This is a genomic window from Streptomyces sp. NPDC006326 (assembly GCF_040612915.1).
In the GTDB taxonomy this organism is placed as follows: Bacteria; Actinomycetota; Actinomycetes; order Streptomycetales; family Streptomycetaceae; genus Streptomyces.
Window position 1 is genome coordinate 156,141 of the sequence record NZ_JBEXRC010000010.1, and the last position, 17,614, is coordinate 173,754.

The 17,614-nt window shown below is 69.8% G+C and carries 15 protein-coding genes, 1 tRNA gene and 3 pseudogenes; 9 read left to right on the forward strand and 10 right to left on the reverse strand.

Features of this window, described 5'->3' with window-relative positions; all coding sequences use genetic code 11:
• Position 1 precedes the first annotated feature (1 nt).
• Positions 2–754, reverse strand: coding sequence for an MBL fold metallo-hydrolase (locus tag ABZ128_RS11350; RefSeq protein WP_356847641.1), 753 nt, complete (start codon positions 752–754; stop codon positions 2–4).
• An 81-nt stretch (positions 755–835) separates the two neighbouring features.
• Between ABZ128_RS11350 and ABZ128_RS11355 the strand changes: the two genes are divergently transcribed.
• Together ABZ128_RS11355 and ABZ128_RS11360 are read left to right on the forward strand one after the other, a co-directional pair.
• On the forward strand, positions 836–1,465 hold the full coding sequence (locus tag ABZ128_RS11355; protein WP_356847643.1) for a winged helix-turn-helix transcriptional regulator: 630 nt from the start codon (positions 836–838) through the stop codon (positions 1,463–1,465).
• Between the two features lie 378 nt (positions 1,466–1,843).
• On the forward strand, positions 1,844–1,981 hold the full coding sequence (locus ABZ128_RS11360; protein ID WP_356847645.1) for a hypothetical protein: 138 nt from the start codon (positions 1,844–1,846) through the stop codon (positions 1,979–1,981).
• A gap of 56 nt (positions 1,982–2,037) precedes the next feature.
• On the opposite strand, the pseudogene ABZ128_RS11365 reads toward ABZ128_RS11360, so the two are convergent.
• Positions 2,038–2,325, reverse strand: a pseudogene (locus ABZ128_RS11365) (HNH endonuclease); the annotation flags it as partial.
• Between the two features lie 161 nt (positions 2,326–2,486).
• On the opposite strand from ABZ128_RS11365, the gene ABZ128_RS11370 reads away from it, so the two are divergent.
• Positions 2,487–2,882, forward strand: coding sequence for a hypothetical protein (locus ABZ128_RS11370; RefSeq protein ID WP_356847647.1), 396 nt, complete (start codon positions 2,487–2,489; stop codon positions 2,880–2,882).
• Between the two features lie 314 nt (positions 2,883–3,196).
• Here ABZ128_RS11370 and ABZ128_RS11375 read toward each other — a convergent pair.
• The 4 genes and pseudogenes from ABZ128_RS11375 to ABZ128_RS11390 form a co-directional block, all read right to left on the reverse strand.
• Positions 3,197–3,595, reverse strand: a pseudogene (locus ABZ128_RS11375) (HNH endonuclease); the annotation flags it as partial.
• Positions 3,596–3,823: 228 nt separating this feature from the next.
• The gene (locus tag ABZ128_RS11380; protein ID WP_356847649.1) at positions 3,824–5,050 is read right to left on the reverse strand and encodes a GNAT family N-acetyltransferase; all 1,227 of its coding nucleotides are present in this window, start codon (positions 5,048–5,050) and stop codon (positions 3,824–3,826) included.
• Positions 5,051–5,057: 7 nt separating this feature from the next.
• A complete protein-coding gene (locus ABZ128_RS11385) occupies positions 5,058–5,441 on the reverse strand; it encodes a hypothetical protein (RefSeq protein WP_356847650.1) in 384 nt (127 codons plus the stop codon).
• 201 nt (positions 5,442–5,642) lie between these two features.
• Entirely contained in the window at positions 5,643–6,152 is a 510-nt protein-coding gene (locus ABZ128_RS11390) for a DUF6233 domain-containing protein (protein ID WP_356847651.1), read from the reverse strand.
• Positions 6,153–7,308: 1,156 nt separating this feature from the next.
• On the opposite strand from ABZ128_RS11390, the gene ABZ128_RS11395 reads away from it, so the two are divergent.
• The 4 genes from ABZ128_RS11395 to ABZ128_RS11410 all read left to right on the forward strand — a co-directional run bounded on the left by ABZ128_RS11395 (position 7,309) and on the right by ABZ128_RS11410 (position 9,523).
• Positions 7,309–7,641: a hypothetical protein gene (locus ABZ128_RS11395; protein ID WP_356847653.1), complete on the forward strand. Its 333-nt coding sequence runs from the start codon at positions 7,309–7,311 to the stop codon at positions 7,639–7,641.
• A gap of 139 nt (positions 7,642–7,780) precedes the next feature.
• A complete protein-coding gene (locus tag ABZ128_RS11400) occupies positions 7,781–8,167 on the forward strand; it encodes a hypothetical protein (protein WP_356847655.1) in 387 nt (128 codons plus the stop codon).
• Between the two features lie 127 nt (positions 8,168–8,294).
• Positions 8,295–8,639 carry a ribosomal protein L7/L12 gene (locus tag ABZ128_RS11405; RefSeq protein WP_356847656.1) on the forward strand — a complete coding sequence of 115 codons (345 nt, stop codon included), beginning with the start codon at positions 8,295–8,297 and terminating at the stop codon, positions 8,637–8,639.
• Positions 8,640–9,277: 638 nt separating this feature from the next.
• Positions 9,278–9,523 carry a hypothetical protein gene (locus ABZ128_RS11410; RefSeq protein ID WP_356847657.1) on the forward strand — a complete coding sequence of 82 codons (246 nt, stop codon included), beginning with the start codon at positions 9,278–9,280 and terminating at the stop codon, positions 9,521–9,523.
• Between the two features lie 115 nt (positions 9,524–9,638).
• On the opposite strand, the gene ABZ128_RS11415 is transcribed toward ABZ128_RS11410, so the two are convergent.
• Positions 9,639–10,106 carry a hypothetical protein gene (locus ABZ128_RS11415; protein ID WP_356847669.1) on the reverse strand — a complete coding sequence of 156 codons (468 nt, stop codon included), beginning with the start codon at positions 10,104–10,106 and terminating at the stop codon, positions 9,639–9,641.
• Between the two features lie 275 nt (positions 10,107–10,381).
• Here ABZ128_RS11415 and ABZ128_RS11420 point away from each other — a divergent pair, with 275 nt between their 5' ends.
• Positions 10,382–12,412, forward strand: coding sequence for a hypothetical protein (locus tag ABZ128_RS11420; protein ID WP_356847658.1), 2,031 nt, complete (start codon positions 10,382–10,384; stop codon positions 12,410–12,412).
• 114 nt (positions 12,413–12,526) lie between these two features.
• Here ABZ128_RS11420 and ABZ128_RS11425 read toward each other — a convergent pair whose 3' ends face one another.
• The 3 genes and pseudogenes from ABZ128_RS11425 to ABZ128_RS11435 form a co-directional block, all read right to left on the reverse strand.
• Positions 12,527–12,730 carry a hypothetical protein gene (locus ABZ128_RS11425; RefSeq protein ID WP_356847660.1) on the reverse strand — a complete coding sequence of 68 codons (204 nt, stop codon included), beginning with the start codon at positions 12,728–12,730 and terminating at the stop codon, positions 12,527–12,529.
• An 844-nt stretch (positions 12,731–13,574) separates the two neighbouring features.
• Positions 13,575–15,182 (reverse strand): annotated as a pseudogene (locus tag ABZ128_RS11430) (Helicase associated domain protein); the annotation flags it as partial.
• 144 nt (positions 15,183–15,326) lie between these two features.
• Positions 15,327–16,016 carry an RICIN domain-containing protein gene (locus ABZ128_RS11435; protein WP_356847661.1) on the reverse strand — a complete coding sequence of 230 codons (690 nt, stop codon included), beginning with the start codon at positions 16,014–16,016 and terminating at the stop codon, positions 15,327–15,329.
• Between the two features lie 1,010 nt (positions 16,017–17,026).
• On the opposite strand from ABZ128_RS11435, the gene ABZ128_RS11440 reads away from it, so the two are divergent.
• A tRNA-Asp gene (locus ABZ128_RS11440) sits at positions 17,027–17,100 on the forward strand.
• Positions 17,101–17,614 lie beyond the last annotated feature (514 nt).

Consider the following 17,614-nt stretch of genomic DNA (forward strand, 5'->3'; position numbering starts at 1 on the left):
GTCAAAGGACGGGCTGGCCGTCGGCGATGATGGCCGCGGTGATGCCGCGCTCGTCGGCGGCATGCCGGAAGCGCTGCTCGATGTCGGGTTGTTCGGTGTAGAACGGCGGGTTGTGGAACAGGCCGTAGTGCATGGCGCAGACGGTGCCGGCGCCGAGTGCGACGGCGGCCTCGACGCCCTGCTCGGGGGTCATGGTCGCCGGGACGTTGGCCGCGTAGCCCTCGAAGTGGGCGATGACGCCGTTGACCGGGACGAAAGCGACGTCGAACGGGCCGTGATCGCGGGCGATCTGCCACCAGCTGCCGTGCCACTGGGTGTCGCCGCAGTGGATGACCCGCCGGCCGGCCCCTTCGACGACCCAGGCGACCTGGTCACAGTCGTTGCCGCGCCAGTCCAGCGAGGTCACCGGGGTGACGGTCAGCTCTCCGATGCGCCGTGACTGGCCCAGGTCCTGGGCGACGGGGGTGATGCCCACCTCGCGCAGCGCCGCCGCGCTCGGGGTGTGGCAGCCGATCGTGCCGGTGGCCGCGATCCGGGCGATCAGGTCGTGGTCGTAGTGGTCGGGGTGCAGGTGGGTGATGAGGGCGTGGGTGCCGGGCGGGGTATCGACAGGGTCGACCGGCCGGTGCGGCGGCCCCATCACCGGCGCCAGCGGAGCGACGTTCTCGAGCGGGTCGATCAGCAGGCGGGTGTCGCCGAGACGGATCTCGACGCCGGCCCAGGTCAGCCGACGCACGGTAAGGGTGGGGGTCATGGGCAGCGACGCTAGACCGACGTTGTTGAGAAAGTCAACAAGCAAGTTTTGAATCTCAACGCCACGATGTAGGGTGGTGGCATGCGCACCTACGGGCAGTACTGCGGCATCGCGAAAGCACTGGACGTCATCGGCGACCGATGGACCCTGCTGATCGTCCGTGAACTGCTCGCCCTGGGCCCTTGCCGGCACACCGACCTGCGCAACGGGCTGCCCGGGATCGCCAGCAACCTGCTGGTCGACCGGCTCCGCGAACTCGAGGAAGCCGGCCTGATCCACCGCGAGGCCGCCCCGCCGCCGGTGGCCACCACCCTGTTCTCCCTCACCGAGCGTGGCCGCGAGCTCGAGCCGGCGCTGCAGGAGCTGAGCCGGTGGGGCGTGCCGCTGTTGCGTGAGCCGGGCGGCAACGACACCTTCCGCACCCACTGGCTGGATATGCCCGCCCGGGCACTGACCGACCACCGCCCCGACCAACCGGCAATCGCCTTGCAACTGCACGCCGACGGCAACGAAGACCTGGTCATCGAAGTCAAGGACGGCTCGGTGCACACACATACCGGCCGGGTCGACCACCCCACCGCGTCACTGACCGGACCGCCGCACCTGCTGGCTGCAACTCTGCTCGGCGACCTCGATCTGAACGCCGCAGTACAGCAAGGCCTGCGGCTCAGCGGCGATCGCGAGGCAGTAATGCGCATCCTGCCCCGCTGATCGACCGGCCGCACGCGGGCCTGCGATCCAAGACGTGGCTTGGGGCGCGACGGCTGGGGCGGGCGGAGCTTGCAGCTGTCGGCGAAGGCCGTCAGGGACGGACAGTGAATCTGAGTAGTCGTTATGCTTTTGACCTGGAGTAGCGCACGTAAGCTGGGTTGGTTTGGGGGCTGTGCCGGTTCACTGAACTTGCGCAGAGTACGGGGACGAAGCGGTCTGACCTGCGGAGTTTCTAGCTCCGGATCGGGTCGCGCAGGTTGGTTGGGCACTGCGCAGTCTCACTGGTCCACGACAGATCTGTCGTCGGTCGGTGGATCGGGTACGGGTGATCTTTCCCGAAACTAGCTGTAGGAAGTCACCCTGGTCCGTCTGGAGTTGGTGGCGGAGATCAGTGCCGACACCGCCATCGACCGCGGCGTCTTCCGCCACCCATTGCGCTTCATACGGCTGCGTCTGGACACCGCGGTGGAGGATGTGCCCCGCTTCGGGGCGGGCCCGGCGGCGGCCGCTGGCTGAGTGCGGGTGGGGGCCAGCCGCCGGGCGGGCGGCCGGCCCACTTCCAGGACGTCGTGCTATGGGGCGGGCGTGTAGGTGACCTCGGTGGTTGCGCACCTGTCGGCGATGGCGTGGAGCGCGTCGTTCTTGGCCTCGTCGACGGTGAGGCTCCAGCGGAGCTTGGTGGCGGTCCATTCGGCGGCGTAGCGGCACAGGGCGTCGGGGGGCGGCGGGAGCCATGTCGCGGGGTCTTGGTCGGCCTTGCTCCTGTTGGAGCGGGCGGTGACCGCTACGAGTGAGGTGGCTTGTCCTTGGTCGTTGGCGCAGGCCTCGCGGCGTGCCGGGGTCCATGCGGAGGCTCCGGCTGGCGGGGAGCGCTATTCAAGTCGTGTTGCATTCCCTACCGACTTGGTGGCGGGCAAGTCTGGTCATCCTCACAGATCCGACCTCACGGCCTGGCGTGTGATCCGTGATCATGGAGTGGGAGTCCGATCTCCCGCCCCCCTTGGACCGACCAGGAGCCCGCATGTCCATCGAGCTCGACTTCCCGGAATTTCCCTACGAGGAGCCGCCCGGTGGCATCACCTGCCGGCAGAAGCCCTGGAACGGCGTCCTCGTCGTGGTGGACGAGATCCCTTTCAAGACCGGCGACAAGGTCACCTTCCACATCACGGTCTGCAGCGACGCCAACGGGCAGATCCCGGCTGCGGAGATCCAGGGTGTCGCGAGCATCACCTCTGACACCACCTCGGCCGGCTACACCATCCCCTGGGACGGCGTCCTGGACGCCGTCACCGAGGGTTCCATCATCGCCTTCTACACGCTCAGCCCCGCCGACGGCAGCCGGTCATCGACCTCGCAGGAAGCCATCGTCCGGTACTCCCGCCAGCAGCCCGGCGGCGTCTGCGGTCCGGACAACTGAGCCGTGTGAGGCAGGTCCTCCCGCCAGCTGCTGTGCTGCCGGGCGAATCCCGATGTCATTCGTGCCACAGTCGGAGCCGGGTTGCGCCCGGACGTTATCCGGCACCAGCAGGCCGATCGCGCCCGGCACATTGGCAGAAAGCACACCAGTTCCCACGGTTGCATCAGCTGCAACATCGTGGCGTTGGATCATGATCCCCCAAGGTAGAAGGCCCCGTGATCACCTGGAGGAGCGACAGCCGCACCTCTCCGACCAGGTCAGAGGCGGTCACCGAGCCAGGCGGAATGATGCAGTCGAAACAACTCCGCCTACTTGCTGTCCCAGGCTTCGGCGAGGGGGACCATGTGGTCGATGTCGAGTCCTGAGGCGGCGGTGACGGTGGTGTCGTCGTAGTAGGACCACCACACGCCGCCGGTGATGGTGCAGCCGGCGCCGGTGATCGGATACTCGACGGCTTCGGCGAGGAGGACCTCGTTGCGGGTGTTGCAGCCGTCGTTGGGGAGGTCGCTGGCGTTCCAGTGCTTGAAGCTGGTGCGCTGATAGCCGTCACGGGATTCCGCGGCCAAGGGCAGGGCGTCGACGGCAAGACTGATCGGCAGGGTCTGCGGTGCGGCTTCGGGTGCGGTGTGCGCGGCGTGCGCGGCGGGGGCGGGGAGGGTCAGGACGAGGGTGGCGGCGGCCGCGGCGGCGGCCCGCATCACGTTGGTGATCACGGGCTCCGGTTGTAGTGGCCGGCTGCTGCTTGCAGAAGTTGCGGGGTGGGGAGTTCACCCGGCTGAGCGGCGTGGTTCACCGGGGAAACGACACTGCGGCCGGCCCTCTCACCCCGCCGCACCTGTGCCCGTCCCAACGGTCCAAAGGGCCGCCACCCGCAGTGGGCTCGGGGCCTGTACCTGTTGCCGCCCGCCACAAATACGCAGAGCGCCCGGGCCGCCTGCCGACTACGGCAGACGGGGGCGCGGGGCTGGTGCCGGCTGCTGCTGCCGGGGGTCCGGGAGCCTGGCAGGACTGGGCGCGGGCGGCCGGGGCGGAGCGGCGGCAGCCCGGGCGGCGATGTCGCTCATCAACCGGTCAGCCGCCGCTTTCAGTTCCCCGGCGCGGCTGGCGAGCATCCGTTCCTGGGGTGTCAGCGGGGCACGCAGCATCCCGGCTTCGTCATAGCGCTCGAGATACGTGGTGCTCGCGGCCTCGGAGTATGCCGGGGCGACGGCAGCTTCGACGGGAGGATCGAAGACGGCCGAATGCACGGTGTGGGGGGTAGTGCTCTGGCGCCAGGACAGTCCGGCCAGCTCCACCGGGACGTCACCGCCGTCGGTGTACTCCACATAGTCACCCGCGGATGCGTAAGCGGGTGCGTCGTCTTCGGGGAGAGGGCGGGCGTGGAAGACGAGCTGGGTGGCGGGGCTGCCCCGCCCATCGCCGCCCGCGGCCAGTTCGCGGTGCAGCGCGTCGTCGAGCGCGGCCTGGTGGGTGGTGTTCCACCAGCCGGTGTGCTCATCGGGCCGCGGCAGGTTGCCGTGACCGAGGTGGTCGAGCAGGGCATGGGCCCCCTGCGCCGCCGGCAGACCGGGGTCGTGCAGGAAGCGGTGCAGCCCGGGAGGGAGATACACCAGATGTCCGGCGTACAGGTCCTGCACGGTGGGATCGACCACCGGCATGCCCGGCCGGCGGACGAAGGACTTGTCGTGCCCGATGAACTCCATCTCCAGCCGCTGCCGGTAGCGGTACTCGGCATCCCGGTGCCCGTCCAGCCCGAAGTGGGTGTTCCACGACGCGTTGTGGGCCTTGTCGGCCGCGACCCTGCTCGCCATGAAGTAGGCAGCCCATTCCTGCGGGGGGCGGTTGTGGATGTTCCGCTCCGGCGCCGGGTCGCGGTAGCTGTTCCACCAGTGCACGCCGTCTATGGTCCGCAGTCCGTGGTTGACCCACGCTTTCGGATGGGCCTGGTAGACCGTGTCGATCAGCAGCGAGGCCAGCCCCCGCCCCCGGAAGTCCTCGGCCACCTCCAGCATGTCGATCTCCACGGCCAGACCCTGCGGATGCGCGAAGAACTTCACCGACCCGGCCTGCCTGCCGTCCACCACCGCGATGGCCTGCCGGCCGGGCCAGCGATGACCCGGACCCGCCTTCCACCCGGCCAGCCGCAGTGACACCCCCTCCCAGTGCACCCCCCGATCACCCCCGGCGGGCCCGCGCCGGACGAGCGGACACGACCCGGGCCCCCACATCACTGCTGCCCGCCACCGCGCCCGCCACGGCGGCGGCGACCGCCTCCTCCAGACGGGCACGAACCGCCTCGTCAGACAGACCCGCCCACCCGGCCGGATCGATGTCGAAGACGGCCTGCACCACGACCCGCACCTCGCCGGAACCGGAAGGGGGCCGGCTGGGCGGCGTCACCACCTCCGCAATACAGGCCACATCCCCCCGGGCGTCGGGGGCGCTGCGCGCATCAAAGATGATCTCCCCCAGCCCGCTCAAGCCCGTGACCAGGTCGTCGACGGCTTCGTGCGGGCCCTTCAGCTCCACACGGGTGAACATCGGATCCGCACTGGCCACAAGCCCTCCTCAACCCAACCAGGGGAAAACACCCTGATCACGTAACTGCGGGGCAGAGCAGTGAAGTTCCCGGGCGCGGCGACCCGACGGCGAACGCGGCTCGTGAAAGATCCAGGGCACACTCCACCCATTCCCGCGCCGGGGACGGCAACTGGCGTGTTGGCGGTGTGCGCGTGTTCCGGACCGGGCGGCCGCTTCGTGTCAGTGAGGCTGGTCTGCCTCTTCCCGCCCCTCGTCCTGACCGTGGCGGAGGATCGGCAGCAGGACCTCGGCGGCGTCGCACCCGGTACACGCCGCCGTCCCGGGCCGCGCCAGGGCATCCAGCGCCCGCATGGTGGTCAGTGGCCGCGCCCGGTCGGCGGCCAGCCGGCAACCCTCGGCGTGGATGGTGGCCGCCCGGCCGCTAGTCCGGCCGTCCAGGAGCCAGGCCCACCGGCCTGCGGGCGCCATAACGGTCGGCTGACGGTGGGTGGGCACGCCGTCCAGGTCCACACCGGGGATCGGGCGCAGCTGCGCGGAGGTCACCCACGTCGCGTACTCCACCGGCTCGGCGCCGCCGCCGACGGCCGTCTGCCACAGGGGCACACCGATGCGGTACATCCACAACCCCGAGTCGAGTTGCTGGCGCTCATAGAGCCGTACCCGCTCGATTTCCTGTCCGTCGGGCAGGAGCAGCGTGATCGGTACGGGCGGTGGTGCGGGATCGGTCACGGTCAGGGGCGGGCCGCGAACTGCTCCTGCCGGGCCCGGCGGCACGACTCGCACAGCGGATTCGCCGGAGCACCGTACCTTGCGCACGGCTGGTGGCACTTCGCGCACGGCCCGGTCTGGCTCCGCGCCCAGGTGACGGGCTGCGGTCTGGCGGCAGGCCCAGGGGTGGGGGAAGTCATGACGTGCTGCTCCTCGGTACGGCGTTCACCTCTACTTGAGCACGTGTTCGATTTTCTGGGCGAAGCGGCCCGCCGAGTCATCGGCCGCAGGTCTGGTGGCACAGCGCGGTGAGGGCGGGGCTGGTCACGCGGTGCGCGGCGCGGCGCAGCCCGGGCATGTGCGCGTTCCCCGCGTCGGGGCCGGGGCCGGGTGCAGGCCGCGCCGGGCGGTGCGGTGCGGGCGTGGGTGGGTGCTCGGCCGGGCCTTCGTCCTCCTGGGTTTGGGCTTGGCGGCGTGGCGCGCGGGTGGGCGTCGGTGGTGTGGCCTTGCGCGGCCGCGCCGGGGCGGGTGGGGTTGTCCGGCTGCGCGCGGGCAGTACGCGCTGGGAGTCGGGAGGATTCCCGCATTGAGCCCGTTGACGCACGGCCTGGCCGCTACGCTCAAGATCACGCCGTGCCGACAGGAGTGTGCGGACGAGGGCAGGTGCCCCAGGCGCTCTGGAGATCACCTGACCGGATGAGGTGCCCCCGCCAGCCGACGGGGGCACCTCGATCGGCGAACGGGGGGCGAGAACGGCCTCATCCGCGACCAGCCACTCCGCATTACTTGCTGCAGGTAGTGCTCGCGTTGATGAAGGCGCCGGACTCCCCGGCCGCCAGTACCCGCGCCGGGCGGGGCCACTCCCGGACCTGCAGGGGGCGCCGGCCGTTCCCCTTTCCCGGACCGGCCCTCGATGCCCGCGACGTTGCGGGCAGGGCCGGGCCTGCCGCGGCCCGGGACACGCACACACAGATCCGATGCCCATCGCCCCGGGTGGGGCTGGGGCTCGTTTGTCTCGTGGGCAGAGGACGCGGCGTCCGGCAAGCGGCCGCAGTACGCTCAGGTCCACCCGCCACAGCACCGGTACTTCGCAAAGCACCCGGGCTGCGTCGGCCCGGTCTACCGAGAGGAGGAGCGATGGCCTTCACGCTCGACCTTGCCGCCTGCTCCCGCCCTGATGAGGCCCTGGCCGGCTACCGGGCTGCTGGAGCACTCCCCGCAGCCACCGCACAACGACTACTGGGCCGCCCACGCCCACGTCCTGCTTTCCGCCTATCTCATGGCCGCCGCGGTCGACGGCTCGGGCGTGGAGACGATCCTCGCGTGGATCGCCGCCCCGGACGACGGCCGCCCGCTGGAACTGCTGCGCACGGGGCCGGTGCCCACCTGGGCGCAGGAGTGCGAGGCGATCCTGCCCCTCCCGGCCCATGATGTGAACTGCGTCCTGTTCACCGCCCGCGATGCCCTGCGGGCAAACCTTCAGCCGGCCGCGGGCAACGAGCCCGGCTGACCACCCGGCCACCCGCCCCGAGCCCGGCTGGCTCGGGGCGGGATGTCCCCGGCCGCGCTGCGCCCGGCCAGGCGCAGCGGCGAAGCCGGTCATGCCCGTCCCCGACGGGGCTGTCGGTGGTGGGGGAGAGCATGGAGAGATGAGCGCCGGTAGGGCGCCCGTCGGCCCGTACACGGGTATCGGCAGGCTGTGCGAGCAGGTCCGGGACGCCCTGGCGGAGTGGGCGCCCCGGCTGCTGGGCGTGCACGTTCACCGGTCGCTGCCGGGTCCGGCGGAGGCGGCGTACCTGGTGGGCGCGGTGGCGGACGCCGCCGAGCTCACGGTCCTTCCCGCAGGCGGGCCACTGGCGCGGGCGGAGCTCCGCGCGGCGGCCGCCCGGGCGGCCGAGGCCGCCGGGGACCGGCCGGGGGTGGACGTACGGGCGGAGCTTGTCGCCGTGCGGGGAGGGTGCCGGCGTGCGGCCGTCGCGCTCGGCGTGGCGGTCCCCGTCGTCCTCGATGGCGTTGCCGCACCCCCACCGGAGTAACCGCCGCCGGGCCACGGCTACCCGCGCGCGTGAGTACCTGTTTGTGAGGCGACCATGACAAGCAGCTGCGTCGGTGAATGGTTCACTTGCCAGGGATAGCTTGGGGTGGCCGGGGCGGGGAGGGTGTGTGGAAGAGCCAGGCTTCCGTGTACTGCTGACAGAGGCAGGTGACCGGAAGGTCGAGGCGGTCCGTGCGATGCGTACGGTCACCGGTCTCAGTCTCTGGAACAGCAAACTTCTCCTCGACAGCGCGCCAGTAGCGGTCACGGAACCCAACTGGCTCGAGGTCGCAGAAGAGGCGGCGAGGGTCCTTGAGGACGCGGGCGCCCGCGCGACAGTGCTGTGTGCCTGGTGCGACCGCACCATTAGGCGAGGGGCGGCGCCCATCGAGGCGGCTCCGTGCAAGGGGCCGTGGCCTGCCGAAGCCTGCAGGGCTAGTTGCCCACCCGCCGCGCCACCCGCTTGTGAGTAGGGTCGAGTCGTGACTGCTCATGACCCTGGCCAGCCGTGCCTGCCGACCATTGACCAGCTGTGTGCTCTGCGGGACTTCATCCACGGCCGGACTTGCCACGCCAGTTCCATCGCTATCCGGTTCCGCGGGGAGCCTGCTCATCCGGCGGGCCGCGCAGTGTCGGGCCGGCTGCCCCGTTAGGCGGCGGCATCCCCACCCTGGTCGGCACCGCTCACCTCATGTGATCGCTCGCCTCCCCGGACGTACTTCAAGCGCACGCCAGCCGACGACGCCCTGATCGGTTTCACCCCCGCCGACCTACGCGAACAGGCCGAGGCCATCAGTACCGGCCGGCCCTGCGCCCTGTGCGTGACTCTGGACTGCCCGGCCCTGGTAGCGCCTGCAAGATTGTCAGTGGTGGCTGAGAAGCTGACATCAGTCAGCAGGCCCGGCGCTCCCGGCGGCGGCCGCTCAGCAGCTATGACGGAGGTGATGGCGATGGTGAGCTTCAAAGTGAGATGGGTCTGCGACGGTCAGGAGCAGACCTCGGCCGTCCACTAGGACCGGACCTCCGCCGAGCGGCGACAGCAAGAACTCCAGCAGTCCGGAGCCACGGCCGTGGAGATCTTCGAGAGCGCCCACCGCCGGTAGACGACACCATGACCAGCACACCCCCGCAGCCGACCGTCCGCTTCCACGTGTCGATGACCTTCACCCCCGGGGGACCAAATGTCGAGGGGGCCTGGGAAACCGAGGCATCTGCGGTGAAGCGGTTCCGCAGCTTCATCGGAACGCACGGCTCGGACGGGGTGACCATCACCTTGTGGGCCGAGACGGACGGCATCCGGCACCGCCTGCGCACCTGGACGAAGGACCACGGAGAGGTGATCCACGCCGAGCGCTGACCCGTCCGCCCACGGGCGGACCCTGGGTTACCGGTGATGGGCGGCGTGCTGGTGGCCACGGATGTGGAGTCGGCCGCGACGACCCAGTCCAGGTCGCCCTCGGGGAGCAAACTGTTCAGGCAGGCCAGTTGACCTGCCCGCTCTTGACCTGAAGTACATCCGGAACCTCGGCTTCATAAAACCTGAGGGATCCGATCCCGACTGCGCTGTCCCCGAGCGGGTGCGTTTCGTGAGCCCTTGTGGCCAGCCAGCAGAGCAGCTCGCCGACCTTCTCGAACTCGTCCGGATGGATCTCCTGTCGGGACGTCAGCGACCAGCCGTTCCACGACGGGTCCACGTGAGGGGTCAGTGCCGAGCTGAGCACACCACCCACCCGCCATGCCGTGCCGCGCCCGGCCAGGAGTGGATAGGGGTCGTCCTCAATCACCGGGATCCCCGAGTCGTCGACCACTACGACCTGGAACTCGGTGACGATGGACAGACACTCCGGTTGGGTTCCGATTCCCAGATGCCAGCTCAGCTCGGCGAGCTCCTGCTCGGAGATTTCGTCCCTCAGGTCGACGGCAATCATCAACTCATACATGTCACTCACCCGGTGAACCCTACGAGTAACCCCTGACAGTTGGCACGGATCGGGCCGACTGCCCTGGGCGGATGTGACGGCGGACTCGGTCAAGGCGGTGCTGCTGCCTGCCGATCCGGCAGTCCTCGAGGCGTTGCCGGCGCGTCTGCACCGCACGGCGACGGAGGCGGGGCACCAGGAGGTCGCGCGCGGGCTGACGTATCTTTGCGGCAGGGTGATGTGCCCGGACTGCGAGGGCGGTTTTGTGGTCGGGGAGCAGGTCGAGGAGGGGACTGATGAGCGACGCTCTCGCGGGGCTCGACGACATCGACTGGGCGGCGCTGGAGCACGCCTACGGGACGGCCGAGGATGTACCCGGAATGCTTCGGGATCTGTACCGGTCTGAGAAGGCCGCCGATGCCGCCGATGACCTGCTCGTGTACGTCTACCACCAGGGTGGCGCTGTCTACTCCTCGGCTCCGGCCGCCCTTCCGTACGTGCTCGGGGCCGCGGCCGATCCGGCCATCGTTCCGGCCGTCCGCCGCGAGCTCCTCGAGCTCGTCGGGTCTTTGGCCTACACGGCGAACACCGCGGAGCCCCGCTTTGTCCCACGGGCCTGGCCCGCCGCCTGGGATCTGGCGGTGACGGACCTGCTGCCGCTGCTCTCCGACCCGGCGACCACGAGCCGCATCGCCGTCGCGGATGCCCTTGCCGAGGCCCGCCACCGAGCCGACGAGGTGATCGCGGCGCTGCGGGCGCGGTGGGGCGTGGAGCCGGAACAGGAGTCGCGGGCCCAGCTCATTGATGCGGTCGGCTCGCTGATCTCCCACGCCGAGGCGCAGTATGACGACTCCCTCGACTGGCTACGACAGCTCATGCAGGGTGCCGAGCCCGCCACCCGTCTCGTCGCCGTGCAGGCCTTGCGCCGCGCGCTGCCGGGGCAGGACGACAGTGGCTACGCGCGGGCGGTGTCCGAGGTGCTGTTCGGCAGCGAACCGGACACCTGGTCATCGGGTGGTGGCGCGATCAAGATGACGGCGGTGTGGGCCGTGGGCCTGCTGGGAGATGACCCGGCGAGCCGGGCAGAGGCGACCGGGAGGCTGCTCGCGCACACGGACCCCTCCGTGCGTGCGGGCGCGCTGCAGGCGGCCGCCGACATGCTCAGCCGCCGGCGTTCGGCCGTACCGGAGCTGCTCCCGGCTGTGGCCCGTCTGCTGTCCGACGCCGAGCCCGACAATCGGCTCTTCGCCGTCCGGGTTCTTGGCATGTGCGGGCAGGCCGCCCGGCCCTGGGCGGACGCGCTGGCGGTCATGGTGACGGACGAGGGCGAGCCGTACCTGCCCGCACAGTCCCACGCCATCTGGGCGCTGTCCAGGCTCGGCGACGCGCGGTGCGTACCGCCGCTCGTGCGGCGCCTGTCCGGGGAGCAGCTCGGGTTCGCGTACCACTCGGTCCACGCCGACGGCTGGTGGCCCTACGAGCTGAGTCTGACCGAGACCGCTGGAGGGCTCGGCGCCCACGCCGAGGTGCTGCTGCCCCCGTTGCGAGCCCGGCTCACCGCCGCCTCCACCCTCGACGAGCGTCGAGCGCTCTGCCAACTGCTCGAGTCATGGGGCCCGGCCGCAGCCCCCCTGATTCCGGACCTGAACGGCCTCCTGGACACCGACGCCGCGGTGTGGGCGCTGGACGCCCTCGCGGCGATCGGGCCGGCCGCGGCCGAGGCCGTGCCCCGGAAGCGACTGCGTGTCTTGCTCGACGCCCCGCCCGAGGGCCAGCCGTTCGCGCCGCGCTGCCTGGCGCTCGCGTATGGGAGGCTGACCGGCGACCGGGAGCCCGCGCTCGAGCTGCTGCTCCCGCAGCTGGGCGAGCCGTACGGCCTGGGCAACCTCGCAACGCTGCTGGGGGAGCTGGGTCCGGCGGGCGCCCCGTATGTTGCGCGGCTGCGCGAACTCCTCCCCGTGCACAAAGAAGGCTGGCTGCCGCTCCGTGTTGCCGAAGCGCTGTGGAAGATCACCGGACGGGCCGACGAGGTTGTTCCGGTCCTCGTCCGGGCCATCGCCCCGCTTGCTGAGCGTGGCGGCGCCTACCGGGCGATCACTGAGACGGTGAAACTCCTGGCCGAGATCGGCGCGCCTGCAGCCCCCGCCGTGCCTGTCCTGAAGGCGTTTCTCGACACTGATGAGCGGCCCGTCCCGCATGGGACATGGCGTTCCGTACCAGAGGACGACGAGTTGTGTGACGCCGCGCGCGCCGCACTGCTCGCAGTCTCCTACCACAGTGTGAATGGGCGCGATCGTGGCATCGGACGGGCGTCAGCAACGATGTGAGGGCACTCCCGGGTCATGGTGTCCGGCGTAGTGATCACGGCTGTCATGAGATGACCAAGCTGCTGTCACGTGATGCCCATCGCGAGGACGGCCGGCTGCCAGGGGCGTGCCTGTTCACACAGACCGCCAGATCTCCTTCAGCAGCTCGGGGTAGTGCTCGCCGTGCGTGTGCAGCGCATGCCACACCGCGTCCAGAGCGGCTTTGAGCGGATCGGGCTCGGCGGCGGCGAGCACGGCGGGGAGAGCGAAGTACGGCTGTGAGATCGGTTCGCGGACGTCCGGGGTGCCGGGGTACACCAGCAAGGAGGCGGACGTCATCGGCGCGCGGCTGCCGGGCAGCCGGTCAAGTTCGTAGCGTGTCGCCCCGTCGTCTCTCTGCTCAGCGCACGGGACCCATGCCCACCCTGCTGGCGGCGGGGGGAAGTAGGGCGGTCGCTCGGGGGGGCATCGCCCCGAGCACCGTCGGACCCGGTACGAGGGGAGTGGATCGTAGGGTCTCCCACATCTGGTCGTCGTCGTCGAAGGGCGCCGGTAGCGGATGCCCCTGCGTCAACGCGGTAAGCGCCGGAGCGACCCACCCCACATCGGTCAGGCCCGCCGCCTCGCACGCCCGCCGCGCGGAGAGCAATGCCACTGAACGCTGGACCTCGGGTCCCGCGACATCGAGGGCGTGCACCAGGTCACTGTCGAAGGTGAGCAGACCCAGGACGTTGCTCCCGCGGACACCGCGCAGCCTCTCGCTTGGCAGCCTTCCGCCCCACTGCCACCTCTCATAGTGCAGCTGCGGATCCTCCGTGACCCCTACCTCATCTGCGACCAGTTTGTGCACAAAGCCCCCTGTTAAGACGGACTCGGAAGTTGCTCCGTCACACCCAACATCATGCCGCAGGCCGCTGACACACCCGGCACCTCGGCGTGTACTGCTTCGTCCAGAGGTTGCTAGCTGCACCGACACCTGTGGCCGGGCCAGCAGTTTCCGCCAGTCAAGAATCGACGTCAGCGAAGCGGCGAGACGCGGGAGGAACAGCGCGGCTGCCTCTGTGTTGCAGCCCGTTGCACCACGATCCGGTGCCGGAGGGTCAGACGAAGGCCCCGGGGGTCACGACGTCCCGGGGCCTCCACTTCGCTGGCCTCCCCGCCCAACGACGAGCCGGGCAACCTGTCACGCCCAGTCGACCCCCAGCTGCGCGAGGGCAGCGAGCTGGTCGGCGGTGAGCTTCTCGCGCCTGCTCTTGGTGTTGGAGACCCATACGCCGAGCTTCACGATCACCGGCTCCGTCTCGCCCTCGACCGTGATCTCCTCACCGTGGGTGCGTGGGACCGGCCGGTGGGCGCCTTCCCGTTCCACCCACTGCGCGAGTGCCGCCAGGCCCCGCTGGAATGCCTGCTGCGCCCTGCTCGGCCCCTTCATTCCACGAGCGGCGGCCGGGGCCGGAGGCGGCGTCTGGGCGGGTTCCACGCCCAGGGCGGTCAGCCGTGCTTGCTGTTCGGGCAGGAGCCGCGCCCAGGTGGCCGGCTGCTTCTGCTGCTGTAGCCACCGGCCGATGTCGTCGCCGTCCATCAGCACGCCGGGGGCGATGTCGGGCAGCTGTCCGTCGGCGTCGACCAGGTCGGCCAGGACGCGCTGGTGCCTCTGCCAGTCCAGGGGCCAGGGGCAGTTCCAGTCCTTGTCGATCGCGGCGAGCTGCGCGCCCCGGGTCGCTGCGGTGTCCTCGTCCTTCCCGAGCCCGTTCTTGGCGCCTTTGCGCCGGAGGTTGGCCATGTACTGGCCGATGGGCACCATCTCGTCGTCCTCGCCCCACATGGCGTCTTGCCGGGGCGCCAGGTGGCCGGTGGCCCGCCGGTAGGACCGGAGCACGGCGAGCTTGGCCTCCCACGCCTCCTCACCGGGCTCCCACACCATCCCGGCCTCCGGCGCGTCCAGCAGCGTCTTGCGCCGGTCCTCGAGCTCCCCGGTGCGCAGGGCCTTGCGCTGCTGGTGCACCCACCGGCCGAGCGGGAACGCCTTGGTGACGCCGACCTCGGTCTCGGTGTCGTACGGGACGGCGTGCAGGCCGGTGATCTCGTTCTCCGCCCGCCACCAGATGAGGGCCTGGTAGCCCTCCAGCCACACCAGAGACTCGGGCCGGTAGACCCGGGTGCGGAGGAAGGCGGCCGATGGTGGCCGGGTCGCGTGGGCTGGAGAAGTGGAGCAGTGCCGACTCGGCTGCCGCGTCGGTGTCGTCCTCCAGGCCCTCGCCGTCGCTCTGGCCGTCGGCGCCGACGATCCGCCCGTCCTCGTCGCGCCGGAGGTGGACCTTGCACTGGCCGCTGGTGAGGGCTCGGGAGGCGAGCTGCTCGACGAGGCGGTCGTCATGAGAGCGCAGGCCCTGGAGGACGGCTACAAGGGGGCGGAAGCTGGCGGAGGCGACTATGTCGGTCGGGTCCTCGTTGGGCTCCAGGAAGATGGGCACGATGATCCGGGCGATCTTCGTGGAGCCGTCTTTGTTGAGCCGCAGGGCGCGGCCGATGTTCTGGACGATTTCGACTTGGGATCCGCGGGTGTCGGCGAAGCAGATGGCTTCGACGCCGCGTTCGCCGGTGATGTCGACTCCTTCGCCGAGGACGCGTACGGAGGCGAGGAAGGCCCGGTGTACGCGCCGGTTGTCGGCGTCGATGCCGTTGGCGAACTGCCTAGGACTTCGCGGCGCTCGGTGACGAGGTGGTCGCCGCACAGCCAGGCTGACCAGACCCGGTTCGGGGGTACGTGGCGGCCGGCTTCCAGCTCGTAGCTGAGTAACACGAGCATGGCACCCCCGCCGCTGTGCTCGGCCCCGGCCCGCCCCTCCCCTACACGGGGCCGGGGCGGGCCGGGGTGTCCCACCGGCTTCTCCGTCCACTCAGTACGCCGATGACCCCAGCCCTTCACGGGAGGTCAGGGGCTTGGCGGTGTGTACTCGTAGTAGATGCCGTCCACCATCGGGTCCCATGCCTTCGGCTGGGAGACCGGGAGCACGAACGTCCAAGCCTGATTGTCCGCAGCGTGACAGGTCCATTCCTGGAGGGCAGCCCCTGACGGGGGCGGATTCAACGCCGTCGGATTGCGTATGTCGAGGCACCGCATCGCGCCCGTTCCCTGTCTGATTCTGGAGAAGCCCTTCGGGTGAGGTTCGATCTCCCAGAACTGGCTGGCCGTCTCTTCGCACGGATTCGCTTGAACTACGGCGCCGTTCGTCTCGCCTGCCTCCAGGCACATGGGCGAGCCGTCGGGCGACGGTGTCCCGGGGTGGACCTGGATCTGGTACACGGGGCCGTGGGAGCTGTCGGCGTCGCTGCTCTTCAGGAAACGGAAGAGCTGGGTTTTCCGGTCGCTGCGCGGCTGGACCCTGAAGCCACCGACGTTCTCCTCTGCAACGAGATCGCCGGTCCGTGCGCTCCTTATGTTCCACCACAGGTCACCGAATTCAGGTGGCTTCTGACCGTCCGAGAACAAGGGACAGATCCCGCCCGGGAACTGATCACAGTCAGCGGCAAAGGCGCTGGACGGCACCATCGTGCCCCCTGCCGCGAGCGCGCCGACGGCGGCCGACAACATCACACGCCGGGTCCAGGCGGTACTGGTCATGGTCGTTCTCCTCACTGGCGAGACGCTGTGCTGCTCAACCGATCGCCGCCTTCGGCGCCGGCAGGGTTCTCAGCCCCAGTGCCATTGCACCCTGGCGATCGGACGGTGTCATGCCCCTCGAGTTCGGGGCTTGACACTGTGGCCCTATCGACGGGATGCCCTGGCCAGCGGCCACTCTGCCGCGCCGCGATCGGTCCAGGCCCTCATCGGCATCCTGGTCGAGGCCGAGGTGGCGGAGGTGCGGCGGCCCGCTGGACCGGCCACCGCCCCGTCCCCTACGACGGCAGCCTCGACCGTCTGGACAAGCTGGCGGTCCTCGCCCAAGGCCGCACCGCCGCGCTGGCTGGCGTACGGCCCTGGCCGTTTCCCGACTTCGAGGCCACCATCACCGCCTGCCTGGGTTTGGGCTGGTAGCCGTGGTGAAGGAACGACCTGGCGCGGTGAAGCTGGTGTCATCGAAACGAGTTGTCCTGGACACTGGGGTGCGGTGTCGCACACAGGAAGCGGCGCTGCCACTTGTCTGACCTGCGGAGTTCCAGCTTCGGGTCTGGCTGCGCAGTTTGGTTGAGTACTGCGCAGTTTCACTGATCACCGACAGATCCCGGCGAGCCGCGCGCGAACGATGCCATCCATCCGTTCCAGTGGTAATCCATAGACAAGAATGATGCATCTCATGTCTGGGGGTTCTTCGCATGGTGGATGCTTCCGATTACGAGAAGGCCGCGCCCTGTGGTCGGGGAGCAGATGGCGCGGTTCGAGAAGGCCTGGCGGAGGTTCGTGCGATGCGTGGTGGCAGACCGGTGTCGGAGGTGAAGGCGTCTCTCCTGGTTGCCGGCGAAAGGCATGGCTTGGGCATTGCCAACGGGGTCGCGCAGTATGCCGCTGGATGTATCGCTGACGGCTGGTTGTAGACCACCAGCACGGCGGAACCTGAGTAGTCCGCAGCGAAGCGGAGAACCTCGATGACCTTGAGCGGGTACGTGGCTTACCCTGTTCACGCCGCGGCGGGAGGGCTGGTAGCGCAGAGGTAGACGCGCCCTCTTGTCAGGAGGGGATGACGCCGGTTCGAATCCGGTTCAGCCTCCCCGCCGTGCGTATACAAGACCGGGAAGCCGTTTCCCTAACCTCGGTGCGCCAAGCACACTCCGGTACTACCCGCGAGGGCCAGACTACCCTTGCACGGAGCGAGCGCGGGTACTGCAGTATCAGGAAGTCGCCTGAGCGCTGTACCTGGCGCTTTCCCGACCTGTGCCCGCTTCGCGGGCCCAGGGGACACCCCGACGACCTGCCCGTAGCCAGCCGCCCGCGCAGCGGGCTCGGGTCCTGGAGGCGAAGCCAGAACGACCAGGTGGGGGAGCGAAGCGGACCCACCCAACAGACCGAAGGCCGGGACCTCGTGAAACGAGGTCAGCTCCCTTGCGAAGCAGGGGAGCCCTAGTCCTGGCGAAGCCAGGACACTCGGGTGAAGCGGAGCGGAACCCGACAGTCCGAAGCGAAGCGCAGGACTCCGGCCCGAAGGGCCGGCGATCGGAAGAGCGGGGGGGGGGGAAAGAGTGTGGAGCGGTAGGTGTAGATGTCGGTGGTCGGCGGATGATTAA

Bases quoted from the DNA above. Each gene is read 5' to 3' on its own strand.
- ABZ128_RS11350 (WP_356847641.1), bottom strand. From the start codon at position 754: ATGACCCCCACCCTTACCGTGCGTCGGCTGACCTGGGCCGGCGTCGAG.
- ABZ128_RS11410 (WP_356847657.1), top strand. From the start codon at position 9,278: ATGACCAGCACACCCCCGCAGCCGACCGTCCGCTTCCACGTGTCGATG.
- ABZ128_RS11400 (WP_356847655.1), top strand. From the start codon at position 7,781: ATGAGCGCCGGTAGGGCGCCCGTCGGCCCGTACACGGGTATCGGCAGG.
- ABZ128_RS11395 (WP_356847653.1), top strand. From the start codon at position 7,309: ATGAGGCCCTGGCCGGCTACCGGGCTGCTGGAGCACTCCCCGCAGCCA.
- ABZ128_RS11370 (WP_356847647.1), top strand. From the start codon at position 2,487: ATGTCCATCGAGCTCGACTTCCCGGAATTTCCCTACGAGGAGCCGCCC.
- ABZ128_RS11425 (WP_356847660.1), bottom strand. From the start codon at position 12,730: ATGACGTCCGCCTCCTTGCTGGTGTACCCCGGCACCCCGGACGTCCGC.
- ABZ128_RS11420 (WP_356847658.1), top strand. From the start codon at position 10,382: ATGAGCGACGCTCTCGCGGGGCTCGACGACATCGACTGGGCGGCGCTG.
- ABZ128_RS11355 (WP_356847643.1), top strand. From the start codon at position 836: ATGCGCACCTACGGGCAGTACTGCGGCATCGCGAAAGCACTGGACGTC.
- ABZ128_RS11415 (WP_356847669.1), bottom strand. From the start codon at position 10,106: ATGTATGAGTTGATGATTGCCGTCGACCTGAGGGACGAAATCTCCGAG.
- ABZ128_RS11435 (WP_356847661.1), bottom strand. From the start codon at position 16,016: ATGACCAGTACCGCCTGGACCCGGCGTGTGATGTTGTCGGCCGCCGTC.